The sequence below is a fragment of the Bdellovibrio sp. HCB337 genome (genome assembly GCF_047302465.1).
Lineage (GTDB): Bacteria > Bdellovibrionota > Bdellovibrionia > Bdellovibrionales > Bdellovibrionaceae > JACMRP01.
Genome location: NZ_CP178621.1, coordinates 4045006 through 4070019, shown reverse-complemented (window position 1 = coordinate 4070019; position 25014 = coordinate 4045006). Strand labels below are relative to the sequence as shown.

The window sequence follows — 25014 nt, the reverse complement described above, 5'->3', positions numbered from 1 at the left end:
AGTTGGAAGAATCAGTTTCTATGAAGACAGCGATCGTCCCGATTAAAAATCTAGCTCCAGAACAAGTCTCTAGAATGTATGAGATTATGGTTTCTTACTATGATCATATTTTGAAAGATCAGTTCCAAAAGGATTTGATGGAGAAGGATAGCGTGATTTTGCTTGCTGACCGCGAGAATGCGATTCAGGGCTTTTCAACTTTGTTGTCTCGTGATTTAGACGTAAACGGTCAAAAAATTCTTTGTTTGTATAGTGGTGATACTGTTTTGGATCGAGCTTATTGGGGCAATGGTGCTTTAGGAATTGCTTTCGGGCGCTATTTGCTTTCTATGAAGATCCGGAATCTATCTCGACCGGTTTATTGGTTTTTGATTTCGAAGGGCTATAAGACATATCTTTTAATGGCCAATAATTTTCCCGAACATTATCCACGGTACGAAAGATCGACTCCATCAGCGACTCAAGATCTTATGCATGCATTCTACTCGAAAAAGTTTGGTAACCGATACAACTCAACACAAGGATTAATTGAGCCCGTAGGCGAAGCTTGTGCTGTTAAGGTTCATGTTGCAGATATCGATACCGACCTGCTAAAAATTCCGCGTATTAAATTCTTTGCTGAGAAAAACCCACGTTGGCAAGAAGGCACAGAGCTTGTCTGTGTTGCTAAAGTCACCCTGTGGGTGCCGGCTAAGTACGTAGCAAAAAGAATCTACAAGCTTTTACAGAAGCCCTTTAAGTACGTAAAGGCTTTGCAAAATCAAGTGACTCATAGCTACCAAAACCACGCTTAAAGTCACACGGTTGATAAAAATCCATTTAGGGTCATCAGAGGCAAAATAGATGAGTTCCTTTTCTTCTTGTTGAGATCTAAAGCGCAAAAAGAGCGCCGCAAAAAGAATCTCGGCACAAGTCGTAAAAATAATAATGAGACAGAAAACAGTTGCTAGGTTTCCAATCGGAGTTCCTAGGCTTGCTTGAATCTCACTCCAGTTTTGACTTAAGAAATATCCACAAAGGGCCAAGTGAAAAATATCGTGACTGATCCCGTAGCGGGGTGACCAGTTAAACCATTTGTAAATCATGAAAAGCTCTAAAGGACCGCGAATCCACCAGCTCAGTAGGTGCACAATAAAGACCGCGTGAAAGCCTGATGGCAGATTTGGGTGAAGCAAGAAGATAATTGGCAGCAGAAACCAAGTGGATACCGTGTAGGCCAACCAGAAGGACTTCGGCCACGAAATGGGTCCTCCGGTCCAAGGGTCTTGGCTATTTTGCTTACGATTAAACGAAAAAGCCAGAGCGCTTACAAGTAACGGCCATACAATCAGGCAAAAATTAAAAACGTATTCCATACTGCAGGTCCATCCTTGGTTTAGATTTCATTCTTAAAAATGTATCTTGCGAAGTAAACAAGAAAGGAGGACTGCTTTAAGTTTTCGTTCGTGTGATGTTCGAATGTCCGCTCATGAAGTTCTGGGAGAAGGCTCCAGTGCAGCTCGGGTTTTTCATGGTGAGCACTATGGAACCCATTATTCAAAAAAAACCAATTTTCAACTTTTCCTAAAAAATTACGGGAGTGATTGTATTCAGACTCAAGATCACATTGGTCGTGATTAAAAAGATTCGAAGTTAGAAGCAGGCAGAGGCCCCCGACCCAAGTAGGCACAATGAGGCCTAGAAAGATTCCCGGATTCAGCCACAAGGCTACTAATGAAAAGCTCCCCAGGACAATACGCTCGGTCACTTGGTGTTTTTGCAAAGATAGTGGAGCGGGAATATTACGACGATTTTTCGCCATTTCCCGAGAGGCCGAGAAGAGATAATACAAAATTCTGAGGACACCTTTAGACTTGGCATGGATACGATAGTTGCTCCAGTCTTTTTCACTTTGGTAGTGGCGATGATGATTGAAGTGATGCACTAAGTGAAGACGGGTCGAAGGCGCGCCAATACAGATGGAAATCAGAATGTCGGTCACACGGTTTAAGATGCCGCTATGAAATGTTGGATGATGGTGATGATTATGATTTAGAAGGCTAACCAGAAAAACAACCCAGACACCAAAACCCCAAGCAGCAATGTAAGTCGGGACAGAAAATTGATTCAAGTGAAGGCGAAGTGCACCAAAGAGAAGTCCCAACGCACATCCCAGAAGAAACAGACTGCGAATATCGGACCTAAACTTTAAAATGCTCACAAAGAACCAAGTCTAAAAAGCAGGTACATAAAGTGTTTTCTCTGTTTGTACGTTGCTTGCAAATTCGTACGCGTCTGTTGGTACGGAACAAAATGCCAAAGAGTCCATCTGAAAAAACGCATCATCGTATAAGTTCGTTTGAAAAAGCCTTTTTCTGGGGCGACCTCTTTTAGAATATTCATAAACCCAAGTATGACAATGAACTGAATATTTAAAATCATTAGAAAGCTATAAAAGATAAAACGCCATTGACGCCACAGACTCCAATTTTTTACCAAAGAGTCCACGAAGTTATAATCGAACTGAACATGGAACACTTCATCTTTGGAGTGGAGGGTATTCAATTCTGTAAATGAGTTTGTTTTGGTCTTATAAACTCGTTCTAAGAGTTTTGAATAAAACAAAGAGTAAGCTTCACTTTTTGCTCCCGGAATAATAATCGCAAAAGGCTCGCGCTTTAGAATCCAGGCAAAGTTATTCTTAAGACGATGGCAGCGATGAATAAAAACAGAGTCTTGGGGAAAATTAAAAGCCTTTTCTGCGCGGAGGTAACATCTAAACGCTTTTGTGTGCAGAAACTCTTCGCGGACAAAATGAAAGAAAGCCTTTCTTTCTGTTTCGTCCTGAATAAGAGTCGCCGGTTGAACACTTGCGTACATAAAACATTGTTCAAATGCCATCAAGGCTTCGGCATTGAATTGGCAAAAGCGCTGAAAGAGTTTTTTGCGCTGGTCCGGAGTCCAGTCATTCCAGTCCTCAGCACCGAAAAAAGGTGTAAGGCCTTCTTCGTAAGTGAGTTCTTGAAAATTTTGGCGCAAGTTTTCGTTCATGAAAACGTACCACTTATCAAGAGAGTGTTCCTGGCGCTTCAGATAGCTTGCGGCATAATCCATGTTCACGATTGTATTCAGCCGTTTTTCCTTTGTAAAATGGAAAGCAATGAAAACAGCGGCTAACGGGGTCTTGATCCCTATTCCAGGTAAACTAAATATTGTCATTGCAATAGCCTCTTACTTGACGGCTATTGGGTTTCTATATGGTGCCACGGTCTTGACGGAGTGGTGGCAAATTGCGCTTTGTGCAATCGGCTTCGCCTTTATCGGGAATACGATGTTTTCACTCTTACACGAAAGTGTTCATCGTCTTTTTCATCAGAACAAAAGTATCAACGATTTCTTTGGTCAATTATCTGCCATGTTTTTTCCGACGGGCTTTTTCTTTCAAAGAGCTTTTCACTTGGGACATCATCGTCGTAACCGCACGGACGTTGAGATGTTTGATATGTACTATCCAACGGATAGCCGGGTTCTAAAGTTTACCCAACTTTACACGGTTCTTTTGGGATTCTATTGGACGGCGGCACCATTTGGCGGAATTCTGTATTTACTCTCTCCGCGTATTTTGGATGCGTCTTTATTCCGTAGTCAGCACAAGTACATGAAGCCGATGAGCATGGATGCGATGCTTTCTGGTCTTGATAATGTCGACCCGAAGCGCGTGCGCTGGGAGCTGTTAGTTACACTCCTGTTTCAGCTAGCTCTCATCTTTGTATTGGGCATCACCTTTAAAGCTTGGATCATTTGCTATTGGTCTTTTGCTATGTTGTGGGGATCTTTGCAATATGCGGATCATGCTTGGTCTAAGCGAGATATTCGTAATGGCGCTTGGAATTTGAAGGTGAATAGATTTGTTCAGTATATCTTTCTAAATTACCACCACCACCTGGCACATCATCAATATCCTTACGTTCCGTGGATTCATCTGCATAAATTTGTGGATTTCTCGGCAGAACGACCTAGTCATTTTAAGATTTGGTTAAAGATGTGGTTGGGGCCGACTCTGACGATGGAAGCTTCTCCAGAACAGCTTTCCCAAGAGTTTGAAAAAGTTCTTTACCAAGGACCTTCTTCTACGGAAGAAGCGCGCTAGTTCGTTATTTTCTTTGCAAAGAGAACTCTAAAGCACGCTTCGGCAAGGACCATTCCACCCACGATGTCTAAAACGTGATGTTGGTGGGTCAAAAGAACACTCATTGAAATACAAGCGAACCAAAACCACAGAGCTTGCTTCAAACGAAGATGAACACTCGCAATCGCGCGCACAACCAAATAACTATAGGTGATATGCAAAGACGGAAGTGTATTTGCTGTTTGATCTAAAGAGAAAAGGGTCTCGTAAAATGGAGTCCAGAATCCAACATCACTTGTTCGCGCCCAGCCAATATGAGCAGGAAAAAAGAAAAAGATAACGGCTGCAATGACAGTTGCCACCAACAAGCTTTTACCAAGGGCTTTGATTTGCGATGAGTTTAAAGTAAAAAGTGGTAGCAGGGTCAATATGTTCAAAGATACGTAAATGATAATGGTCGCAGGGACTAAGGGAATTCCAAGTTCCCAATCCATCCAAAAGCGATAGGTGTCCGAATGTTGAGAGGCCCGCCAATTGGTAAAACCATAGGTCGTGCAAAAAACAAGAGTGAGTTGTAGGCTCACCCAAAGGTAGGCAGTAAGAGTATCTCTTGTTGGAAGACGGACCATAATTTCATTAAAGACGTTTGCATTCTAAATGACAACCTCTTAGTTTTAGATCAGGAAGCCTCTGTTTATGAAAAAAAGCCTCAGACTCTTGGATATTCTTTTTAAAAGAAGCGTTCGGTTCGGGTTTAAGTACCCACGCGCTCTTGTTTTCTTATCGACAGCACTATTTATCTTTTGTGGCGTTCTGTCGTCGCGTTTGACCCAAGTTGTTTCCATCGAAGATCAGCTGGACTCAAGCATGGAGTCGACTCGAGACTTAAAACAGATTAAGTCGCTCTTCGGTTCTGAAACCAACCTGGGTTTTATCCTAGAACCAAAAACAGAGTTCTTCTCCTTAACGGACTTGTGCCTGATTCAAAAAGAAGTGAATGACATTGTTTTTAGTCATCCTCAAGTGGATGGCTTTATGTCGCCTTATAAAATTCGTAAAGCCGTCTCTGACGCCGACACCATTTCTTATTTTCGAGTTCTACCGAGTCCCTGCGAAGGCAGCTTTGAGGGGAATCCTTTAGGAGCACTGACGAATTCTCCGTGGGCGACGGTGGTAACGGATCGAACTGCAAGAGATTTTGCGGTTTCTTTGCGAATGAAGGATTTAGAAGTTCCAGGAAAATTTGGCACTTATGATCCAGATGCCGTAGAGGAGCTTCTTAAAGTTATTCAAGAAAAGATTCCATTTAAAATTTGGTGGACGGGAACTTCGGCACAGCAACTTTTTACCATGAAGGGTATGGCGCAGTCCCAGTACATTAATCTTGCTGTTATTCTGATTATTGGTCTGAGTATGCGCCTTCTGTTTGGTACTTGGCGTGGGGGAGCGATTTTCCTCCTTACTTTGTTTTTTACCAGCTCTATCGTTTATGGTGGCATGGCGCTTGTAGGTCATCCTGTAGATCCACTTTCAGTTTGTCTTTTTCTGATGATTGCGGTGGCGTCTATTGAGGACTTTGTGTTTCTTTCCTATTACAAGATGGGACGGAACATCCCTTGGCGAAAAGCATTCTATCGCATGACGATGCCTTGTTTCTTCACGTCGTTAACGACAATGCTAGGTTTTGGATCTTTGGTAGTGTCGGACTTAGAAAGCATTCGTCGTTTCGGAGCTTGGGCGGCTTTTGGCTGTTTTGTTGAATGGATCAGCGTTTTTGTTTTAATTCCGGCATTTATGCAGGTGTTTCCTTCGTGGCAAAACTATATTCGTAAGGACAAAGCCTGGTTCTATAAAGTTTCCACGGAAGCCTCGAAGTGGTCTCCGCCAAAACGCCTAGCTCAGATTTCCCTTTTGGTTTTTGTCTTGGCCTTCTTTTCGGTGAAAAACTTTAGATTGTCGCAGACTCCTTCAGAGATGTTTCCGAAAGACCACCCATTTCAACAAGCGATTGAATATATCAAAGAAACTCGTGGCTGGGTGGCCGATGCAAGTCTTGTCTTTGAAAAGCATGTTAGCGAAGATCAAAAAAAGACGATTATTGCAGAACTGAGAAAAGACCCGTTAATCGTTAAGGTAGAAACCTACGAGCAACTTGTTTCGTATGTGTCATCGGATATCGGACGGCCTTTAGAAAAAGAGATGATAGCGCGCGAAGTAGATATATCCACGCTGTCAGACCGCTACAAAGCCGATGATGGTGAAGAACGAGCAATCCTCTACCTACAGACGACAAACACAGAAAAGCTCAATATTTTCCGCGAAAAAGTTAAAAGCATTTGCCCTAACAAGGAATGCTGGCTTGCGGGGGAATTTGTCGGTTTTGCAGATTTCTCTAAAAGTTTGATCGAGACACTTTTTGAAAGTTTGTTCTTAAGTTTATTCTTAGTAGGCGGAATTATATTTTACCTGAGCCGTGCGACTGGCAAAAAATACTTTCTGCCGATTATGGCGTCGGCCTTCTGGGGTCCGTCCATCATGTTGTGCGGGATTTATGTTTTTGATCTTTCGATCAACTTTGTGACCTGTATTGTTGCTTCCACGTTGGTGGGATTAACCGGGGACAATGCCATTCAGTATCTTTTCGGTGGTAACGACCTCGATGAAGGTATCGAAGATCGGGGAGTAGGCTCGATTCAATGTGCGTCTGTGATGTTTATCTGTTGCCTGAGTTTCTTAGGATCCTACTTTGAGCCACCACGAGCTTTGGGATTGTTGCTGGCTGCTGGGTTCTTATTCTCTTTGGTAGGTGACTTATGGGTCTTGAAAGCGCTCATAAAAAAAGGGAGTGCTTAGCACTCCCTTTATGAATTCTCTTTAAAACAGAAATTCTTAGTTCAGGTAGTTTGCCAAAGGAACGGCAACTACGAAGCTACCCCATCCTTGAGAAAGAACTTTCGCAGTTTTCAACAAGTCTTGGCTTGATTGAACATCTGGGAAGTACTTTTTGTAAAGACCGATGTTCCACTCTGTACCACGACCGTGGAAATAATTACGGTACTGAACTTTGCTGTTGTTGCCTAAAGTTTTTGTCAACATCTCTGACTCTTTGTCAAAGCCGATAGCGTACATTGCTTTGAGATCTTTTGGCGGGTTCATGTAGAACTCTTTAAGATTTACAGTCGCTTTTTCATCTGTGACAAAGCTGCGGATCGCTGTCGGTCCATCCATCATCTTTTTCAAGTTCTCAAAGCGCATGTTTACAGGTCTTTGGAATGGCAATGCTGCTGAACTATCAGCCATGTAGATTTCAGAAACAGGGCGATTTTTCATCGCTTGCCACATCTGATCACCATGGTCGACAGATCTTTGCATAAACATCCAAGCATCTTGAGTCCACTTAGTGCCGTCACCGAAGAGGACTCCCCATTGAGCGTAAGCAGGGCTACGAATTGTTTTTACACGTTTTGCGGCAGGAACACCGTCTACTTTGCTAAGGACAGAGTCCCAGCCATAAAGACGAGCGATCTCTTGATTCAACTTCAAAGCGCCTTGCTGAGAGTAAGCACTTTGATAGCAAAGCTCAGACAAGTTTGCGTAAGTGTACATCAAAGCTGTGTGTCTTTCGACCTCTCCGAAAAGAGCGTAACGATCCATTGCTGATGGGAATGAACCATTTCCGTAAAGAAGTTTGTTATCCCATACAGCAAAATCACCAGAGAGATTGATTTTCTCCATGCGAGCTGCAGAAATACGCAAGGCTGGAATCACTGTATTGCGAATGAACGCTTGAACGTGTACTTCACTGCCACGAGGGAACTGCTGAGACAAACTTCCTGTTGCAGGTTCCATATAAGGCTGAGAAACATAGTCAAAGCCTGCTTGCCATTGTTCTGTTGGCAAGAAGATCTTCATGTTCACGGCCATGTTTTTTACTTGAGTCAAAATCAAGCTATGAGCTGTTTTAGAATCTTCAACAGTGGGAATGAGCTTCCATACGATACCGCGGAAAGCGCGAAGTGGAACAGCTTGAGCCACGATGAATTGCAAATCAGCAGGATAGCTGTCGAAGTTCTTATCAGCTTCTGCTAAAAGCTTATCAAGCTCTTCCGCTGTTTTTACTTTCAAGAACAGCTCGCGGAAAGCTTTCATTTCTTTTGACATCTTTCCTTCGAAAAATTCTTGATCCATATCAGAAGCTACTTTACGACGCTTTTCTTGTTCACCCATAGCTTTTGCAGATTTCTCGGCAAAGGCTGGTGATGATCCTGGAAAGCTTGTCTTCCATGAATCGTCATAGGGAGCAAGCTCCTCGATAGTTGCTTTTTTAGATGATTTTGTTTTGCTGTCGGCTGCGTAGCTTTGAGAAATGAAAGCTGACGTCAGAAGACATGCAATAAGTAAAAACTTCTGCACAGATCCTCCTTGTATGCATACAACATGAGCTTTACATTTTCGCGAGTGTGATGCCATACTTTTGTGTAACACAATGCCAAACAAGAACATCGTCCTACTGAAATTTATAATTGGAAACTTCATTCCTGCTTTACAGTTAGCGGGACTAATCATCTTTTGCTGGGTCGGAACACTTTCTATCACATGGACTTTGATCTGGGTCCTTGTGTGGATCTATTTAGTTCCGCCCTTTTGTGTGCGTTTGATTTATTTATTTTTTGGGCGGCCTGAGGGAACTTACTACTCTCAAGATCGTCATTTTTGGGTTTGGTATTTCGGCTCTCAATTTCAAGCTCTCTATTTGCGATTTCCTTTTTTGGAAGAAGTTCTCAGAGTGTTCCCGGTTTTCTATTCAGTGTGGCTTCGTATGTGGGGCGCAAAGATTGGTAAGTACACTTACTGGAGCCCTGATGTTGTCATCATGGATCGTACGCACTTAGTTATTGGTGATAAGGTCATTGTCGGTTATGGAGCTGGTTTCACAGCACACCATTTGAATCGCACTGACGATAAGCTTGAGCTGATTGTGGCTAGTCCCCGAGTCGAAGACCGTGCAATTCTTGGTGGAAAAAGTGGAATGACCCCGGGTTCCGTGGTCTGCGAAGGGGAAACGCTGCCATCAACGATGGGTCTAGCGCCTTTCTATGTTTGGAAGAACGGCCGTCGCCAATCTAAGCCTTAATGAAGGATTTACACACTTTTCCCGTCCTTCATGGACAAATCTCTGTTTTGCGGGGCCGCACTGAAGAGGCAAAACTTGATGCTTTTGGCAATGTAGTCTATGAAAAGGCCTACAAAAATAAGTCTTACCAGCTAAGAGCCTAACCAAGAGAGTCCCATGGATTTGATCGAACTAACTAAGATTTCTGATGAGCAGCGCGACCCCCAATGGGAAAACGATTTTTTCATGCAACTTTCTGAAGGGAAGTTGAAACTGCTTTCTCAAGATCCACAAGTAGGACCAGATGGTTGGCCATATTTGATGACCGAGACTTCTCCAGATGCTGAAGAACCGGCTCAAAAAATTATTCATTGGTTGGCAACGAAAGGCATGGGCCTTGTTGTAAATCCAAATAAAGAATATCCAGATTATGTTTTCTCTTACGGCATGCTTTGGCACTTCCGTGAAACGGGTTTGTTCTATCGTGCAAAACCGGAAGTTTCTACGGGCTCTTTCGAGCTTCGTGATGGTGCTCAAATTCATGCAGGTGAACCGACTCCGCAGTACTTACCACAATATGTACGCAATATTTTGAAAGAATTCTTCCGTGATCAAAGCGTGTACGCACCAAAAATCTTGGTGATGAGCACAGATCGCGTGAACTATGATTTGGCGTTCTCTCTAGAGTCACTTAGCAACCCGCCAGTGAAAGAACACCAAGGCATTGCGGAAGCAATCAGCTGGTTCTTGCCACCACACTATTCCATTGTGTTGGTCAGCGAGAAGGGCTTGCCTCCGTTTGTAGCGCTTTAACGACGAGCTTGATGGACGTCTTCAGCTGGATAGTGCAGCACTTGAGGGCGTCCTAAGACTTGTTCATAGATGCGGCCGATATACTGGCCGATGACTCCCAGACACAAGATCTGAAATCCTCCAATAAACATCACAAGTGAAATAATTGACGTCCAACCTGGGACAAATGCATATCCTGTCACTTTAAGTGAAATATAGGTCAGTAGGAAGATTGCGCCGACAACACAAAGTGCGAATCCCGAATAAGTGACAAACAAAAGCGGCTTTTTCGAAAACGAGAAGAGTGCATCCAACGCGAAAGTAACCATCTTGATAAATGGATACTTGGTTTCCCCAGAAAAGCGTTCTGCTCGAGAGTATTCGACGAAGGTGCGTTTAAATCCGACCCACACTACAATACCGCGCCAATACGGAGACTGTTCAGGAAGACTTCTTAAAACGTCTAAAACTTTCTTTGAGACCAAACGGAAGTCACCGACATTAGCGGGGAAATCTCCGCGCGCCAGAACTGTCATAATACGGTAAAAAATCACAGCGGATGTGCGTTTGAACCAGGTGTCTTTGGCACGATCATTTCGTTGTCCAAGAACGACGTCATGACCCTCTTTCCAAGCTTTGATCATTGCTGGAATAACCTCTGGCGGATCTTGCATGTCTGCGTCGATAGTGATGCAAATCTCACCGATCGAATTTCGCATACCCGCCAACAAAGCTAGCTGGTGTCCAAAGTTTCTACTCAGACGAAGAAGGCGGATGTTGTATGCATGAGAAGAGTTTTTATAATTCTGAATCTGCTCCACCGTTTTATCTTTTGAGCCGTCATCAACGAACAGCAATTCAAAGCTTGGCAATTGAGAAGCGAGCTGATCAAAGCGATGAATGATCTGCGCAATATTCGACTCTTCGTTGTAACACGGAATAACGATCGAGAGCGTTGGATTCGACATAGACTCAATGATTTCAAAGTGTTTTGAAGAAAGCAAATTTCAATAAATTTAGATCCAGACTTTAGTCTCACACAGGAAATGAATAGCGTCTGTCACGAAGCTCACTTAGGATAAATATGTCGGGAGTGATCATGTTTTCTGTGCAGACTTATACGTCCATACTTAAGGCTCTTATCACAAAAAAAAGCCCTTACTATGTTCAGTTCTACATTATTGGTAAATGCAACTTGATGTGCCGTCAGTGCAACATTGTTGAGACCAATTCACGTATTGAAGCAATGCCTATCGAACAGATTCGCGAAACAGCTAAGAACTTAAGAAAAGTTGGCGCAGGGATTGTTCTCTTAACTGGTGGCGAGCCTTTCATGCGCCACGATCTGCCTGAAATTGTAGAGGCCTTTACACGCGAAAAACTAAACGTACGACTTCAGACGGCAGGCACCAAGTTTGCGACCGAGGAAAAGCTCCGCGCATGTTATGAAGCTGGAGCCAGAGATATCAATGTTTCTGTCGACTCTTTGGATCACAATACTTTTGATTACATCAATGCAGTTCCTGGAAGCAGCCAAAATGCAATCAACACCATTGAACTTATTTCGAACGTGTTTCGTAAAAAATCAGCGATTCTTAGTTTCGGAACCGTATTGAGCCGATTTAACTACCGCGAGATTCCTGCCATTCTCGAGTTTGCTAAACGAATTGGTTGGCAGGTCTCTTTGGTTCCGGTGCATATTGCTTCGTCAGAAAAACCAAAAGGGTTCCGCAGTTATGACGGCCTTTTTAAATTCGGCGACCAGCATTTTGGCAATTTGGAAGAACTAAAAAGTCAGTTGATTCAATTGAAAAGACAAAAAGCTCCATTGTTTGACTCTGAGTGGTTTTTGGAAAGTTCGATTTCTTTCTTAAAAGGCAATGGACCTACATGGCGTAAAGATGGCGTTTGCGATAGTCCGAATCTCTATTTTGCTGTTAGGCCAAACGGGGACTTCACGACCTGCTGTGATTATACTTTAAAGAATCCACCAAAACTTTATAGCCCAGACTTTGTAGAGAAATACAAAAAAGGCGAAATCACCCTTAGACAAGACGTTCAGGATATCGTTCGTAATTGCAGCGGTTGCCACTATGGAAGCTATCCCGAAGTAACATTATCTGTACGTGATCCAAAGGCATTCGTTGAACGATCTTTCATGGTCCTTTCATCTGGCGCAGGCAAGTTGTCTAGTGCCCCTGTCCAAAGTGACTTTTTGGGTGAAATTGAAAAAATTAAGAAGGACTTCCCTCAGGTGTATCCGAAAGAGCAATGGATCGACACAGACATCAAAGATGTTCTAAGCACTTGGAGAGATGTAGAGTCTCGTCGTGAAATAATTAAAAGAGACCTCGAAAAACGAAAACAGCAAGGGCGTGTTCGTGGCGAGGGCGAAGATGTGCTTATTTCTTCCGAGAAAAAGGTTTGAGGCTTAAATGACGACGAATGCAAATAATCTCATCGAGAGCAAAGAAGCCGAATTTCATGACCAGTGGGCTAGTGAAGAAGACATTAATGACATTGCCCTTGATGAAGCCTTTCAAAGATTTACAGCTCCAGAGAACTCACAAATTGTGGAGTGGTTGGGGGATCCAAAAGGTTTAAAAATCCTTGAACTTGGAGCGGGCCTTGGCGAGGCATCTTTATATTTTGCAAAAAAAGGCGCTGAAGTAACGGCGACAGATATTTCACCAGGGATGCTTAAACTTGTAGACCGTCGTGCTCAGATGATTGGTTGTAAAGTGAATCTGCAAGTAGTCTCTGCAAATGAATTGACCAATATTGCCGACAACAGCTTTGACGTTGTATATGCGGCGAACTTGCTACATCACGTGGATATCCAACAATGTATCCGCGAAGCCCACCGAGTCTTAAAACCCGGAGGCCGAGCCTTTTTCTGGGATCCAGTCGATTACAATCCCGTTGTTAACATTTATAGAGCCATTGCCACAAAGGTTCGTACTGAAGACGAACACCCGTTAAAGATCAGCGATCTTAAGTTGATCCGCAGTCAGTTTGGTGAGGTTGAAACGAAGTTTTATTGGTTATCAGCGATGATAGTCTTCATTAAGTTCGTGCTGATTAATCGCTATAATCCAAACAAGGTTCGCTACTGGAAGAAAATTCTGAAAGACTACGAAAAATTGAAGTGGCTTCGCGCCTTTCACACAATTGATCAAATTCTCTTTAAGTTGATTCCACCGTTGAAATGGTGGGCATGGAACATTACTATTCGCGCAGTTAAAAAATCCTAAGAGCGATAGCCCTTGGGATTTTTGCTATGCCACTGCCATGCATGAGCAATAATCGAATCAATATCCGAATACTGCGGCTGCCACTTTAGAAGTTTACGAGCCTTCTCGCTTTTTGCGATGAGTATTGCGGGATCACCAGCACGGCGAGATTGTTCGTTGATGACAAACTTCTGACTAGTCACGCGTTCACAAGCAGAGATAATTTCCCGAACAGAGAAGCCTTTTTCGCTGCCGAGGTTAAAGACAGTTCCTTGTGCGGGCTTAGTTTCGTCGAGAGCCAGTAAATGGGCTTTGGCCAAATCCATCACGTGAACATAGTCACGAATACAAGTGCCATCAGGTGTTGGATAGTCAGTACCATAGATATTTGCTTTTCGATCACTCAAAGCTGCAGCCAGAATTCTTGGAATCAGGTGGCTTTCAGGAATATGATCTTCTCCTAAATCTCCGTTAGGATGAGCACCCGCCACATTAAAATAGCGTAAGAGCGTATAGCCAAGACCAAAAGCTTTTGCAAAATCCTCAATCATCATTTCGATCATCATTTTGCTGCGTCCATAAGGGTTCACGGGATTTCGCGGATGATCTTCTAGTATTGGAGTCACTTCTGGGTTCCCATAGACTGCCGCTGTGGAGGAGAAAACCAGGCGATTCACGCCTGAGTCCTTCATGGCCTTTAGCAAATTCAAACTATTGGTAACGTTGTTATGGTAGTACTCGTCGGGGCGAGAGACACTTTCTGCCACTTCAATATTTGCGGCAAAGTGCATGACAGCTTGAATATTCTTATCTTTAAGGAGCTTTGTGACCAACGCATAGTCGCCGACATTGCCTTTCACGAACTCTGCGCGGGAATCGACGGCTTTTTGGTAACCATGAGAAAGGTCATCAATCACAACCACTTGGTGTCCTTGATCGATCGCTTCGCGAACAACATGACTTCCAATGTATCCGGCTCCGCCGGTGATCAAAACGCGCATGATTTTCTCCTCTCTTTTATTAAGGTCCAGGCCCCTGGGAAAGCCAAGAAAAAACTTGAACGAAGTTGCTAAAAAAAGTGAGGATAAAGAGACCTCAGAAAGGATCCTCGTTGAAAAAGAGAAGTGATTATCTTATTTGCGCCGTCGTTCTGATCGCACTTTTAAGCACCTTTTTTCGTCTTTTCTTCGGTGTCGACTTTACTGACGAAAGCCAATATTTAGCGCAGGCATTGGGACCTCTGATTGGGGGCAAAGCTTTTGTCACAGATCGTTTGTTTCAACAGTCAGGATCTCTGTGGGCGACTCCTTTCTTCTGGCTGTACCTGAAAATTGTAGGATCGACGACGGGGATTGCGCTCTTTTTCCGATTTATCTATTTTGGCTTTTCTTTGACCACAGGATTTGCGCTATTTCGTGCTCTTAGAAAAAACCTAGAGTTTGGCAACGCCTTAGCTCTGTCGGTATTGCCGGTTCTTTATATTCCATTTTCAATGCCAGCGGTTTCGTACAACACGATGGCGGTCTTAATGACGGTTTTGAGTCTGTCATTGCTGAGACTCTTGAAGACCAAACGCAGTTTTGGAATGGCATGTTTGTTATCTATTACTATTGCAATGGCAATTTATAGTTATCCCATCACGGGCTTTGGTTTTGTGATTCTATTTTTACTAGAGTGGAAGAATAAAGACTTACGGCTTTGGATGGGAAGAGTGTTCGTGGGCACTACAATCGCACTTCTTGTTTTTGCAATTCCTATCTTTGCAATTGGACTTGAAGAGATCCAAAAGAATTTCGAAGTTGCACGATCTATTTCGCTGCTAAATTTACAGAATAAGATTGATGTTTCAAAAGCCTATTTAGGAATTCTTGCCCCTCATTGGTTAGTCTTGGTTTCTGCAGGTCTTACCGCCATTTTTTCCGCTTGGAAAAGAAAGTCTTTTGAGTATGCGTTGCTACCATTCCTGGTGATCTATTATGTGATTGCGGGACCCAAACTAGCATTAGACTCTAGCTTCGGCTTCCTTATCTATGCATGTGCTTTTATCTTCGCGGCTTATTTGGTTAAGAGAATCTGGCGCGGTGAAAAACTAGTTTTTAGCAACGAAGTCCTTGTGGGCTGCGCAATGGCCACTATCATGGCTGTTACAAGTACCAATGGGGTTTTAAACGCGGCTTTAGGATTTTCTATCGCACTTATTTTTATTCTGGAGTCCGCGACGATTCAGCAAAGAAGACTTCCTTGGATCGCATGGCTTTCGGTGGTGCTTATTTACTGTTTTGCTCCATGGGCCTTTTTCTATAGAGATGGAAGATTGCCGGAACTCACTCAGCAAGTAAGCTCTGGCCCTTTTTACGGAATCTATACCAATGTTGCCAAAGCCGCCTACGTAAAAGAAGTGGAAGAGGACTTCAAATCTTTGCCAAGTACCGCACAATCTATTTTTGTATATGATTCCTTTGCAGCGGGATATCTTTTCACGACGTTAAGACCAATGACATTTATGTACTATATGCATCCGACATACGTGAGCCCGGGTTTGCGCGCCGAACTCAATGCAGTTTTCGCTACCGAAAAGGCGAAGCCGGACATAGTTTTTGAGACTTTTGCGATACCGACTGACAGCAAAAACTGGATTTTTCTGAAAGATCCGCAGAAAAATGTTTATGAAGATTCTTTCTGGAATTTTTTTAAGAACAGTCCTCAATATAGACCCTTCATCCAGAAGCCTCTCTATACGATTTACGTGCGTGCGGATTTAATTCGGTAGACTTTGCAGATGGCGTTCTACAAAGATTTTTAGATTCTGAAATTTGTAGTCACTTTCCCTAGAAAGATCTTGAAGCACAGCTAGCAGAACCTCTTTAGCTTCCGCGTTTCTTCCTAAATCCTTGTAAGTGATACCTAAGTTAATTCGAAGTTCGTAAGTTTCGTGCAGGCGCTGCACGCTTGCGATGCCTTTTTGGTAAAGCTGAATGGCTTTCTCAGAGTCATAACCTTTATATTTATGATCAGAATAAATTCCTGCCAAGTTTCCAAACGTAATAGCTTTTAGGGAATTTGTACCTGGTTGAGTGACAACTTTGGTGTAGAGTTCGACAGCTTTATCTACTTCTCCAGCTAGGTGATAATCTAAGCCTAGATTATTCAGCGCAATCATATCCTCAGGCACGATAGTTAAGGCCTGTGTCCACAGCGCGCGATTCGAAGTAAACGCTTCTGAACGATTGAAGCTTTGCAAACCCAAAGACGCGGCAAAAGTCACTGCAGCTCCAGCGAAGACTTTTACCGTGCGAAGATGTGCTGGAACCTTTTCAGAAACCCAGTAAAAGAAAATTCCGGCTAGACCCACGATCGGCAGGTACATGTAACGATCATTGACAAAATTGATGCGCGGAAAGAGCTGAAGAACCGGCGACAAGAATAGCAAAAACCAAGCGCCACAGAACCACAAAAATAAATTCTTCTTTCGCCACAGGTAAATTGCTGTAAAAACGAGAACACCAGCTGCTGCGACCATCCAAAGTATCGTCGTAGAGTTCACCGCATAGGCTGGATATATCGGCGAGTAGGGTGTCGGAAAGAAAAACATTTTAATGTAAAAGCCAATAGCGGTTAGTGCCATCCATGGAACTTGCAGCAGGCGCTCGCTTTGCCGGAACACGGCGCCTGCCTCCGTGGCACTTGAAGAATAGGCTTGAACACGCAAAACAATGAGGACTCCGGCTAAAAGTGCCAAAGGAAGAAATCTTTTAAATATTTTTCCGCGCGCTCCAGCCAAGTACTTCCAATCCAATAGCAAAAACAAAGCGGGAAGCAAAAGCGCAGTGGCTTTTGTAAGTCCCATCAGTGCAAAAAACAAAACCGCTAGCCAGTACCACGATGCCTTGCCGGGCTTCTCAACAGTTTTTAAGTAAAATGCTATCGATAAGAACATGAAGACAGCAGCAAGCAGACTTTTCCTCTCAGATATCCACATCACAGATTCCATCTGTAGAGGGTGAAGAGCAAAAACCAAAGTTATAAAAAAAGAGAGTCTATCTTTTTGGCTCACAGATTTTAAAACACGAAATAACAAAAGAGTTGCCACTAAATGCAAAACCAGATTTTCGATATGTTGAGCCGGAGCACTGAGACCAAAAACCTGAAAGTCCAACCAGTAGCTCATTAACGTCAGCGGAAAATAGTCTCCGTGATAGTAAACTTGAAAAGCATTCTTGAGAGCTTCCCAAAACGGAAGTTGCAGGAGGGGATTTTTAAGAATTAAAACATCATCATCCCACGTTACATAAGGGGCCATGAAGGCGCGGTAGAAAACCAACGGAATTAGAAAGACGAAGCACAGCTCGACCCAGTATTTTTTCAGTGATTTCGTGAGATCCGCCATACTGTCTATTAAATGCTAGACACTAGGGGAAAGGTATAAAAAAGGGGGCTTTCTAGCCCCCGATTTTTATTCTAGCTCGCCAGGAATTGGCAGCAGATCCATCAGACATTCGCGCCAGTATTCAGGAGCGTCTTCGCTATAATCAACGGCGACGTGAAAACCTTTTTTACCCAAAAGTTGGGTTCTGGCGATCGAGCCAGATATTTCAAGGTTCATATCTTCAAGATGCATGAAAATACTTTCACCTAAAAGGACATCCAAGTTCAAAGATTGCCTTAATGAACTCGGCAATAAATCTTCACGCTTAATGAGCAGAAGAAGTCCGGTTGCTGAGGCCTCGACAATTTCGCAGTTCTTCGCGATTTTTGTGAAGTCGGCCAGGGATGTTATGTATGCCACGTTAATGGGAGTGACTTCCTTCCGTGGTGCAACCCGTCTATTTGGTCTAGTTTTATTTTTCGAGCGGCTCATTGCACACCTTTCCTTAGATCAATTCAACTTACACTAGACCTATCGGAGGAACTCGACCAAAGGTTAATGGACCAACCACAGAAAGATGTTGGTTGCAACTGGCAGTCAAAAAGTTCTACGGGTTTTCTCACAATGAGACAGTATTTTTTCAAAAATCCTGAAGAGGGCCCCTAAAGTTTCATATTCAGGCGGCTCTAAGCTTGAAATTCAGCGGGCCAAGTGACGGATTTACCACTCGTAATATCCATCATACGATCCAAAGATACCTGAGCTTTCTTGCGCAAAACTTCGTCCATACGAATTTGCGGCTCGAAGGTCTCAAGCGCGTGTTTGATCTTCTCCATAGAGTTCATCTTCATGTAAGGGCAGTTGTTGCATAGGCAACCGCTATCCAAAACAGGAGCTTGAATCAAAGTCGCATCAGGGCGTTTCTTTTGCATCTGATGGAAGATGCCTGTTTCAGTCGCGATAATAAATTTTTTCGCAGGATTTTTTTCAACTTCTTCCAGTAGGCGAGAAGTAGAGCCAATGACTTGAGCATAATTCAAAACGGTCTCGTCGCACTCTGGATGTGCAATGACGACGGCGTCTGGATGTTCCAAAGTCATTTCATAAAGTTTACGGGCATTGAAAAGCACATGCACTTCACAAGCCCCCGGCCAAAGCTCAAACGGGCGATTCAGTTTTTTAGATAAGAAACGTCCCAAGTGTTGATCCGGGCCAAACAGGATCTTGCGATCTGCAGGAATAGACTTAATGATTTGCTCGGCATTGCTAGAAGTGATGATCACATCCGAGATCGCTTTTACTTCAGCGCTCGAGTTAATGTAGGTTACAGCAACTCCATCCGGATTTTGCTTACGCCAGTCCAAGTATTTTTGGTATGGGGCCCCTTTAACCAAAGAGCAGCTGGCACCCATATCAGGAACTAGGACAGTCTTCGAAGGGTTGAGGATCTTCACGCTTTCAGCCATGAACACAACGCCGGCTAAAAGGATTACTTGCTGTTCTACCTTTTGGCCCATTTTAGCCAAATAGAAGCTATCACCGACGTAATCGGCAACATCTTGGATATCACCCTCTTCATAATAGTGAGCAAGGATGACGGCGTTTTTCTCTTTTTTGAGGCGCTGAATATCGGCAGCAATATCGTAAGACATGAAAGGCCTCCAACAATTAAATGTTAGAGCCGCCTTTTAGCACATTCAAAATGGACTTAGAAACCATTTTCAAGGATTCTTCGACCCCTTTTCCTTCGGCAGCGCAACCCTCGACTTCAGGGGCGTTGTAGAAGTTTAAAGCGGTTCTGAGCTCAGCCATAGAGGCCGCATTAGGAAGATCACGCTTGTTATACTGCATAACCAAAGGGATCTCGCGGATGTCATAGCCTTGTTGCTCTAAATTTCTTTCAAGATTCTTCAAAGCTTCGAGGTTTTCTTCCATACGCTCTTTCTGAGAGTCTGCCACGAAGACAACCCCATCTAAGCCCTTCAAAATAAGCTTACGGGAAGCATCGTAAACAACCTGACCAGGAACGGAATACAAATGGAAACGGGTCTTATAACCACGAATCTCGCCCACGTTCATAGGCAAGAAATCAAAGAACAGAGTTCTTTCAGGCTCGTTATCGAGCGCTACAAGCTTGGTTTCTTGGTTATGAGCGTGTTTTTGGTAAATCCACTGAATGTTAGTCGTTTTACCGCCCAATGAAGGACCGTAATAAACAACCTTACAGTGAATTTCTTTGGCGTTGTAATTGATAAAGGACATTACAGCTCCACGCGGTTTTCTAAAGCCTGACCCATAGTTCTATCATCTACGAAATCAATGTCGCTGCCAATAGGAACTCCATGAGCTAAGCGACTTAATCGTACGCCTTTGCCTTGGAGAAGTTTTGCTAGGTACAAAATCGTCGTGTCTCCCTCGAGATCGGCATCCAAAGCCAGAATAATCTCGCGGATGTGAGGAGCCTGATTGTTAAGCCCCGCGTCAACTCGAGCGACCAACTCTTTGATTTTCAGATCTTGAGCGGTCACGCCCTCGAGCGGAGAAATCACCCCGTGCAAAACATGGTAGCGACCTCGGAAAGCTCCTGAAGACTCAATCTTCATGATATCCGAAGGCTCTTCAACCACACAGATGGAGTCATCAGTACGATGAGCATCTTGGCAATATTTGCAGATATCCGTGTCGGTATAATTATAGCAAACATTGCAAGTATGAACTTCCGCGCGAACACGAATCAAAGCTTCGCTGAGGCGTTCCACATAATCATCTTTCGATTTCAAAATATGGTACGCCAAACGCTGAGCGCTCTTCGGGCCAATGCCTGGAAGACGACTCAATTCGTGTACTAGTTTTTCAAGCGCGGGAATATTTAACATGCTCTTAGAATAGACCAGGAATGTTCATGCCGCCAGTGACTTTTTCCATCTCTTTCTGAGAGGTTTCACGAGCCACTTTCACAGCTTCATTGGTAGCTGTCAGGATCATGTCCTGAATCATTTCAACATCACCAGATTTAACAACTTCAGGATTGATTGTCAGAGCAGTCATTTTGTATTCGCCGTTTACTGTCACAGTAACAGCGCCACCGCCAGAAGTGCCTGTGTATTCTTGTTTTGCCAACTCGTCTTGAACCTTCTTCATACGAGTTTGCATTTGGTTAGCTTGCTTCATCAATTGAGCCATGCCACCGTTAAAACCTTTCATCTGCTACCTCCTGCCTTTTTCGGCAATCTCAGTTACGGCTTTGATTTGACCTTTGAAGGCCTTCTGAGCCGCAATCACCATCGGGTTTTCGTTGATTTGTTTGCGAATCTCGTCCTCGGCTTGCTGAGATTTTTTCTGCAAGAGAGTGTTCGCACTTTCACCTTCAATCGGGTCCCGACCGCTTAGAACTTGGAAAGAATAACCAGCCCCCCAGTATGAATCAATAAATCCTTGCAGCTTAGCGCGGATGGTAGAGTCATTCATTTGCTCTTTTAGGAAAGCCAATTTTGGGGGGACGCCTAAATGAATGACTGTTCCGTCTTCTTTTACGAAAAGAAGATTTTCAGTTTTGGCCGCAAACAGGGCTTCGTCCTGACGAACTTTATGGACAAAAGCGAGCCATTTTTCATGAAGATTCGGTCCCGTCACATATTTCGGGCCTTCTTGAACTTTTGTAACTTGGGCAGACGCCTTTTTAGGACCGGCTGAGGCCTTTACGCCGAGCCTGGCACCACCTCTAAGAAGGCTTTCTAGATCGGTGATCTGAGGAGCCGCGGCCATTCTAAGAAGGCTGACTTCCAGAACGATGCGAGGATCTTGGGCCTTCGGAATGTCATTGCCGCCCTTTAGCGCCATATCAAAGAGCATATGCAGATCTTCTTCAGAAGATTTTTTAGCAAGGTCACCGAGCGCGTTGAATTCTGAATCTGGAAGTTCCAGAATTTGCATAGCTTCCTGGCCAGAAACTTTGACCAAAAGCAGATTGCGAATCACTTCCAGCAAATCTTGCGAGAACAAATGCGGCTCAAAACCAGAGGTCGCAATTTTCTCCAGCACCTTCATGACCGCTTTGGTATCGCGAGCAATCAGACTTTCCAGAGTTTCAAACAAAAGTGTGCGGCTGGTAAGTCCCAAAATCTCAACCACGTTGAGGCGAGTCAGAGGTCCATTCGCAAATGTGATCACTTGGTCCAAAAGGCTCAAGCTGTCACGCATAGATCCGTCACCCTGACGGGCAATCATCCAGAGTGCATCTTCTTCAGCTGGAACATTTTCACCTTCGCAGATTTTTTTAAGCTGGTCGGTGATTTGTTTGATCGGAATGCGACGGAAATCATAGCGTTGGCAACGAGACAAAATCGTCTGCGGAATTTTCTGCACTTCCGTTGTCGCCATAATGAATACCACATGCTCTGGTGGCTCCTCGAGGGTCTTGAGGAGCGCATTGAAAGCACTTGTGGAAAGCATATGAACTTCGTCGATGATATAAACTTTGTATTTGCCAGAAGAGGGCATATAGCCCACGGAGTCTCTGAGATCACGAATGGCATCAACACCATTGTTGCTGGCACCATCGAGCTCGATCACGTCAGAGCTGCGGCTTTGTGCGATCTCCAGACACGAATCACATTTATCACAAGGTACAAAGTCGACGGCGTTCGGGCAGCGAATGGCTTTCGCCAAGATACGTGCTGAAGTAGTTTTTCCCGTACCGCGAGGACCTGTTAGAAGAATAGCGTGATGAAGACGATTGTTTTTAAGGGCGTTCGTCAGCGTTTGGGTAATATGGTTCTGTCCAACGACTTCGTTGAAAGATTGTGGACGCCATTTACGAGCAATGACCTGATAAGACAAAACGAACCCCTCAAATGTCTGCAGAAAAGACAAGTGGCCGAGCACCCCATATCACATAGTCCCTTAAACGCCGTTGCTTCCTTCCGGACCTAGCGGATTCAGTAAGGGCTCTATTGTATGGGACCCGGCCAAGGACGGTTTAACCCCCGGCTGCTCGTATTTCACGCGTTAACGCCCCGCGCACGCTAAAAAGTCCTGAACAAACAAAGAACTTTTGCCTAAATTCATCTCCTACAAGGAGGAATTATGAAATTCCTAGTTATTGCATTAAGTTTAGTCACCACTGCAGCCTTTGCACAAAGCATGGGTATCAAAGACATTCCTGCAGATGGCGACACAACCATCAAGATCCAAAAAGGCAACAAAGAAGAGCCTAAGTTCGAGATCACTGCGGGCGAAGACGAGATCCAAGGGGACCCAGCAGCTCTTTTGAAAGAAGCGCGCGAAAGCTGGAAAAAAGCCTGCGCTGATTGGAAAAAAGAGACCAAAGAACTCAATAAAGAAAACCAAGTTCTTACTTTGAACTGCGGCACTATGAAATGTGCAACAACTGCGATGGAAACGACTTGCGAATCCACCGGCAAACACAAAATCAAAACTAAAATTCAGTAATTTTAAAAACTCTTCAGAGTTTGACGAAGCCTCTGCTGCGAAACGCGCCAGAGGCTTTTTTATTTTCTAGCGTTGGGCCCAGGCGATCTTTTCAAGTGCTTCGACCTCTTCGGCCCAATAGCGATAAGTATTAAATTCGGGGAAGAGTCTTGGGAAGCTTGGGTCTTCCCAGCGCTTTGCAATCCAACCGGCGTAAGAAATAATTCTTAAACCACGCAACCACGGCACCCATTCCCATTGGTGAACGGGGAACTCACGAAGCTCTTCATAGCCCTGAATGATCTCTTCCCGCTCACGCAGACCTTCTTCGCCTTCGCCACTGAGAAGCATCCAGAAATCTTGGATGACCGGGCCGGTGCAGAAATCATCAAAGTCGACTAAGAAAAACTGCTGACCATTATGAAGTAAGTTTCCTTTATGACAATCGCCATGAATACGGATGAATTCACTTGGATCCAAAAGGTCATCTAAGCGATTCAGAATGATTTCGGCTGCGGCATTGTAGCGATCCCCAACCTCCGGCGCGATCCAAGATTGCAAGTGATCCAAAGTGTCCCAGCCGCCATAGTAAGTCGTATCTAAGACAGGACGATGCTGAGCTTTTCTGCGAGCACCGATATTGTGAACTTGCGCCATTAAGCGGCCGATTTGAAAAAGCTCATCACCGACAAATTCCTGAGGCATACGGCCGCGCACTTTCGGAAAGAAAGCCGCATACATATCGTACTGTTCACTCAAGGTGCTGCCGGATGTAAGCTTAATTGGAGCCACAGCAGGAATGCTTTCAGCTTGTAGATCTAACAAGAACTGATGTTCTTCCAAAATAGCAGCTTTGCTCCAGCGGTGCGGACGATAGAATTTAGAAATAATGTTGGAGTGACCCTCAAAAGGCTGTTCCAAACGAATATCAAAGACGCGATTTTCATAGGAATTCAGCTGAGAAAATTCTCCGGTCGTCAGAAAACCCAGGTTTTCTGCGGCTTGTAGAACCTTTTCGGGATCCAGATTGTAAAAAGAGCTCTTTGAATTCATAATGGCAGTTTAACTCCGGTCAAACTCTATAGCAAACAAATGGCAAGCAAAGCAAAAGATACAGAAAGCTTTTCATTCTCGAACTGGACTGTCGAAGTTCATCGTCGACCGATGCGTCGGTCGGTGTCGATCTATTTGTATCCGCAGCGTCCTATCAAAGTGGTAGCTGGCAAGATGACTTCGCAGAAAGTCATCTATGAGTTTCTATTGGCGAAAAGGGACTGGATCGAAAAGCACTTCAATAAGTTTGAAGAATTGGCCGAGAAATTTCCGAAAAGAAAAATTCAATCCTATCAAAAGTTTCCTTTTTTTGGTCAGGACCTGGCACTCAGAATGACAATCACGGTCCTTGCAAAAGCTTTCGTGGCTCGGCAAGACGATGAACTGCGGTTGCATATTCCACGCAATGATTGGAGTGCCGAAGTGTTGACGGACGAGCATCCAGAGCTTCTTGCCGTGATCCGTGACTTCTATAAGCGCGAAGCCATCAAAAAAATCACGGAGCGCACTCAGCATTGGGCTGAACAAATGCACCTATTTCCAAAGACACTAAAGTTTCGTGAACAAAAAACGCGGTGGGGCAGTTGTTCTTCGCGGGGCGCGATTAACTTTAATTGGCGTTTGATTGTTTTTAAGCCCGAAATCATCGATTACGTGATCATCCATGAGTTAGCTCATCTTAGACATATGAATCATTCAGCAGCTTTTTGGAATTTGGTTGAAGCTCACTGTCCCGCCTATGAGAACTTCATGAAAGAGCTTCGCGAGTCTCAGCACTTGTGTGAATTTTTGACGCCGCAATAGTTACGGTTTCTGGACGACACTCTACCGCATTTTGTTTTTCTCCCGAATTTTTTATCTTCACTGGCAGCGCCGAGGGGGCGTTGGGTATCTCTGGTGTGCGACACAAGAAAAGGAG

Annotated in this window: 25 protein-coding genes and 1 other RNA gene; 10 read left to right on the top strand and 16 right to left on the bottom strand. The window is 44.1% G+C overall.

The window, feature by feature from the left end; all coding sequences use genetic code 11:
- Positions 1–20: 20 nt before the first annotated feature.
- Positions 21–794, top strand: a complete 774-nt coding sequence (locus tag ACLWBB_RS19695; RefSeq protein ID WP_413289282.1) for a hypothetical protein — start codon at positions 21–23, stop codon at positions 792–794.
- Here ACLWBB_RS19695 and ACLWBB_RS19690 read toward each other — a convergent pair.
- Genes ACLWBB_RS19690 through ACLWBB_RS19680 form a run of 3 tightly spaced genes read right to left on the bottom strand, consistent with a single transcriptional unit; the run spans position 723 to position 3093 of the window.
- Entirely contained in the window at positions 723–1355 is a 633-nt protein-coding gene (locus tag ACLWBB_RS19690; RefSeq protein ID WP_413289281.1) for a hypothetical protein, read from the bottom strand. The genes ACLWBB_RS19695 and ACLWBB_RS19690 overlap by 72 nt on opposite strands.
- A 20-nt stretch (positions 1356–1375) precedes the next feature.
- Positions 1376–2143 (bottom strand): fatty acid desaturase, encoded by a 768-nt coding sequence (locus ACLWBB_RS19685; RefSeq protein WP_413289280.1) that lies wholly within the window; start codon positions 2141–2143, stop codon positions 1376–1378.
- 53 nt (positions 2144–2196) lie between these two features.
- On the bottom strand, positions 2197–3093 hold the full coding sequence (locus tag ACLWBB_RS19680; RefSeq protein WP_413289279.1) for a hypothetical protein: 897 nt from the start codon (positions 3091–3093) through the stop codon (positions 2197–2199).
- A 46-nt stretch (positions 3094–3139) separates the two neighbouring features.
- Here ACLWBB_RS19680 and ACLWBB_RS19675 point away from each other — a divergent pair, with 46 nt between their 5' ends.
- Complete coding sequence (locus tag ACLWBB_RS19675; RefSeq protein WP_413289278.1) at positions 3140–4129, top strand: fatty acid desaturase family protein; 990 nt, start codon at positions 3140–3142, stop codon at positions 4127–4129.
- Here ACLWBB_RS19675 and ACLWBB_RS19670 read toward each other — a convergent pair.
- The gene (locus ACLWBB_RS19670; RefSeq protein ID WP_413289277.1) at positions 4126–4692 is read right to left on the bottom strand and encodes a phosphatase PAP2 family protein; all 567 of its coding nucleotides are present in this window, start codon (positions 4690–4692) and stop codon (positions 4126–4128) included. The two genes, ACLWBB_RS19675 and ACLWBB_RS19670, sit on opposite strands and share 4 nt — an antisense overlap.
- Positions 4693–4804: 112 nt before the next feature.
- Between ACLWBB_RS19670 and ACLWBB_RS19665 the strand changes: the two genes are divergently transcribed.
- Positions 4805–6961, top strand: a complete 2157-nt coding sequence (locus ACLWBB_RS19665) for an MMPL family transporter (RefSeq protein ID WP_413289276.1) — start codon at positions 4805–4807, stop codon at positions 6959–6961.
- A gap of 36 nt (positions 6962–6997) precedes the next feature.
- On the opposite strand, the gene ACLWBB_RS19660 is transcribed toward ACLWBB_RS19665, so the two are convergent.
- Positions 6998–8521 (bottom strand): hypothetical protein, encoded by a 1524-nt coding sequence (locus ACLWBB_RS19660; RefSeq protein WP_413289275.1) that lies wholly within the window; start codon positions 8519–8521, stop codon positions 6998–7000.
- 73 nt (positions 8522–8594) lie between these two features.
- Between ACLWBB_RS19660 and ACLWBB_RS19655 the strand changes: the two genes are divergently transcribed.
- Together ACLWBB_RS19655 and ACLWBB_RS19650 are read left to right on the top strand one after the other, a co-directional pair.
- Entirely contained in the window at positions 8595–9242 is a 648-nt protein-coding gene (locus ACLWBB_RS19655) for an acyltransferase (RefSeq protein ID WP_413289274.1), read from the top strand.
- Positions 9243–9398: 156 nt separating this feature from the next.
- Positions 9399–10034: a hypothetical protein gene (locus ACLWBB_RS19650; RefSeq protein WP_413289273.1), complete on the top strand. Its 636-nt coding sequence runs from the start codon at positions 9399–9401 to the stop codon at positions 10032–10034.
- Here ACLWBB_RS19650 and ACLWBB_RS19645 read toward each other — a convergent pair.
- Entirely contained in the window at positions 10031–10981 is a 951-nt protein-coding gene (locus ACLWBB_RS19645) for a glycosyltransferase family 2 protein (protein ID WP_413289272.1), read from the bottom strand. The genes ACLWBB_RS19650 and ACLWBB_RS19645 overlap by 4 nt on opposite strands.
- A 131-nt stretch (positions 10982–11112) precedes the next feature.
- Here ACLWBB_RS19645 and ACLWBB_RS19640 point away from each other — a divergent pair, with 131 nt between their 5' ends.
- Positions 11113–12441: a radical SAM protein gene (locus ACLWBB_RS19640; protein ID WP_413289271.1), complete on the top strand. Its 1329-nt coding sequence runs from the start codon at positions 11113–11115 to the stop codon at positions 12439–12441.
- Positions 12442–12448: 7 nt separating this feature from the next.
- Positions 12449–13267: a class I SAM-dependent methyltransferase gene (locus ACLWBB_RS19635; RefSeq protein ID WP_413289270.1), complete on the top strand. Its 819-nt coding sequence runs from the start codon at positions 12449–12451 to the stop codon at positions 13265–13267.
- On the opposite strand, the gene galE is transcribed toward ACLWBB_RS19635, so the two are convergent.
- A complete protein-coding gene (galE, locus tag ACLWBB_RS19630; protein ID WP_413289269.1) occupies positions 13264–14247 on the bottom strand; it encodes a UDP-glucose 4-epimerase GalE in 984 nt (327 codons plus the stop codon). The two genes, ACLWBB_RS19635 and galE, sit on opposite strands and share 4 nt — an antisense overlap.
- A gap of 110 nt (positions 14248–14357) precedes the next feature.
- On the opposite strand from galE, the gene ACLWBB_RS19625 reads away from it, so the two are divergent.
- Positions 14358–16016 carry a hypothetical protein gene (locus ACLWBB_RS19625; protein WP_413289268.1) on the top strand — a complete coding sequence of 553 codons (1659 nt, stop codon included), beginning with the start codon at positions 14358–14360 and terminating at the stop codon, positions 16014–16016.
- On the opposite strand, the gene ACLWBB_RS19620 is transcribed toward ACLWBB_RS19625, so the two are convergent.
- The 8 genes from ACLWBB_RS19620 to ffs form a co-directional block, all read right to left on the bottom strand.
- Complete coding sequence (locus ACLWBB_RS19620; RefSeq protein ID WP_413289267.1) at positions 16005–17633, bottom strand: tetratricopeptide repeat protein; 1629 nt, start codon at positions 17631–17633, stop codon at positions 16005–16007. The two genes, ACLWBB_RS19625 and ACLWBB_RS19620, sit on opposite strands and share 12 nt — an antisense overlap.
- A gap of 66 nt (positions 17634–17699) precedes the next feature.
- Positions 17700–18032 (bottom strand): hypothetical protein, encoded by a 333-nt coding sequence (locus ACLWBB_RS19615; RefSeq protein ID WP_413289266.1) that lies wholly within the window; start codon positions 18030–18032, stop codon positions 17700–17702.
- Between the two features lie 266 nt (positions 18033–18298).
- Entirely contained in the window at positions 18299–19264 is a 966-nt protein-coding gene (gene nadA, locus ACLWBB_RS19610; RefSeq protein ID WP_413289265.1) for a quinolinate synthase NadA, read from the bottom strand.
- Positions 19265–19280: 16 nt separating this feature from the next.
- A complete protein-coding gene (locus ACLWBB_RS19605) occupies positions 19281–19874 on the bottom strand; it encodes a GTP-binding protein (protein ID WP_413289264.1) in 594 nt (197 codons plus the stop codon).
- Positions 19874–20488, bottom strand: coding sequence for a recombination mediator RecR (gene recR / locus ACLWBB_RS19600; protein ID WP_413289263.1), 615 nt, complete (start codon positions 20486–20488; stop codon positions 19874–19876). The genes ACLWBB_RS19605 and recR overlap by 1 nt, the downstream gene beginning before the upstream one ends.
- A gap of 4 nt (positions 20489–20492) precedes the next feature.
- The gene (locus ACLWBB_RS19595; RefSeq protein ID WP_413289262.1) at positions 20493–20816 is read right to left on the bottom strand and encodes a YbaB/EbfC family nucleoid-associated protein; all 324 of its coding nucleotides are present in this window, start codon (positions 20814–20816) and stop codon (positions 20493–20495) included.
- Positions 20817–20819: 3 nt separating this feature from the next.
- A complete protein-coding gene (dnaX, locus tag ACLWBB_RS19590) occupies positions 20820–22451 on the bottom strand; it encodes a DNA polymerase III subunit gamma/tau (protein WP_413289261.1) in 1632 nt (543 codons plus the stop codon).
- 32 nt (positions 22452–22483) lie between these two features.
- Positions 22484–22581: signal recognition particle sRNA small type (ffs, locus tag ACLWBB_RS19585), an RNA gene on the bottom strand.
- Between the two features lie 116 nt (positions 22582–22697).
- Between ffs and ACLWBB_RS19580 the strand changes: the two genes are divergently transcribed.
- Complete coding sequence (locus ACLWBB_RS19580) at positions 22698–23063, top strand: hypothetical protein (protein WP_413289260.1); 366 nt, start codon at positions 22698–22700, stop codon at positions 23061–23063.
- A gap of 66 nt (positions 23064–23129) precedes the next feature.
- Here the strand turns inward: ACLWBB_RS19580 and ACLWBB_RS19575 are convergent, their stop codons facing one another.
- Positions 23130–24095, bottom strand: a complete 966-nt coding sequence (locus tag ACLWBB_RS19575) for a serine/threonine protein kinase (protein ID WP_413289259.1) — start codon at positions 24093–24095, stop codon at positions 23130–23132.
- Between the two features lie 39 nt (positions 24096–24134).
- Between ACLWBB_RS19575 and ACLWBB_RS19570 the strand changes: the two genes are divergently transcribed.
- Positions 24135–24899: a M48 family metallopeptidase gene (locus ACLWBB_RS19570; RefSeq protein WP_413289258.1), complete on the top strand. Its 765-nt coding sequence runs from the start codon at positions 24135–24137 to the stop codon at positions 24897–24899.
- Positions 24900–25014 lie beyond the last annotated feature (115 nt).

Excerpts from the sequence above, each read along its gene's own strand:
- ACLWBB_RS19695 (WP_413289282.1), top strand. The coding sequence starts at position 21 with ATGAAGACAGCGATCGTCCCGATTAAAAATCTAGCTCCAGAACAAGTC.
- ACLWBB_RS19690 (WP_413289281.1), bottom strand. The coding sequence starts at position 1,355 with ATGGAATACGTTTTTAATTTTTGCCTGATTGTATGGCCGTTACTTGTA.
- ACLWBB_RS19680 (WP_413289279.1), bottom strand. The coding sequence starts at position 3,093 with ATGGATTATGCCGCAAGCTATCTGAAGCGCCAGGAACACTCTCTTGAT.
- ACLWBB_RS19675 (WP_413289278.1), top strand. The coding sequence starts at position 3,140 with ATGAAAACAGCGGCTAACGGGGTCTTGATCCCTATTCCAGGTAAACTA.
- ACLWBB_RS19665 (WP_413289276.1), top strand. The coding sequence starts at position 4,805 with ATGAAAAAAAGCCTCAGACTCTTGGATATTCTTTTTAAAAGAAGCGTT.
- ACLWBB_RS19655 (WP_413289274.1), top strand. The coding sequence starts at position 8,595 with ATGCCAAACAAGAACATCGTCCTACTGAAATTTATAATTGGAAACTTC.
- ACLWBB_RS19650 (WP_413289273.1), top strand. The coding sequence starts at position 9,399 with ATGGATTTGATCGAACTAACTAAGATTTCTGATGAGCAGCGCGACCCC.
- ACLWBB_RS19645 (WP_413289272.1), bottom strand. The coding sequence starts at position 10,981 with ATGTCGAATCCAACGCTCTCGATCGTTATTCCGTGTTACAACGAAGAG.
- ACLWBB_RS19640 (WP_413289271.1), top strand. The coding sequence starts at position 11,113 with ATGTTTTCTGTGCAGACTTATACGTCCATACTTAAGGCTCTTATCACA.
- ACLWBB_RS19635 (WP_413289270.1), top strand. The coding sequence starts at position 12,449 with ATGACGACGAATGCAAATAATCTCATCGAGAGCAAAGAAGCCGAATTT.
- galE (WP_413289269.1), bottom strand. The coding sequence starts at position 14,247 with ATGCGCGTTTTGATCACCGGCGGAGCCGGATACATTGGAAGTCATGTT.
- ACLWBB_RS19620 (WP_413289267.1), bottom strand. The coding sequence starts at position 17,633 with ATGGCGGATCTCACGAAATCACTGAAAAAATACTGGGTCGAGCTGTGC.
- nadA (WP_413289265.1), bottom strand. The coding sequence starts at position 19,264 with ATGTCTTACGATATTGCTGCCGATATTCAGCGCCTCAAAAAAGAGAAA.
- ACLWBB_RS19605 (WP_413289264.1), bottom strand. The coding sequence starts at position 19,874 with ATGTCCTTTATCAATTACAACGCCAAAGAAATTCACTGTAAGGTTGTT.
- recR (WP_413289263.1), bottom strand. The coding sequence starts at position 20,488 with ATGTTAAATATTCCCGCGCTTGAAAAACTAGTACACGAATTGAGTCGT.
- ACLWBB_RS19595 (WP_413289262.1), bottom strand. The coding sequence starts at position 20,816 with ATGAAAGGTTTTAACGGTGGCATGGCTCAATTGATGAAGCAAGCTAAC.
- ACLWBB_RS19580 (WP_413289260.1), top strand. The coding sequence starts at position 22,698 with ATGAAATTCCTAGTTATTGCATTAAGTTTAGTCACCACTGCAGCCTTT.
- ACLWBB_RS19575 (WP_413289259.1), bottom strand. The coding sequence starts at position 24,095 with ATGAATTCAAAGAGCTCTTTTTACAATCTGGATCCCGAAAAGGTTCTA.
- ACLWBB_RS19570 (WP_413289258.1), top strand. The coding sequence starts at position 24,135 with ATGGCAAGCAAAGCAAAAGATACAGAAAGCTTTTCATTCTCGAACTGG.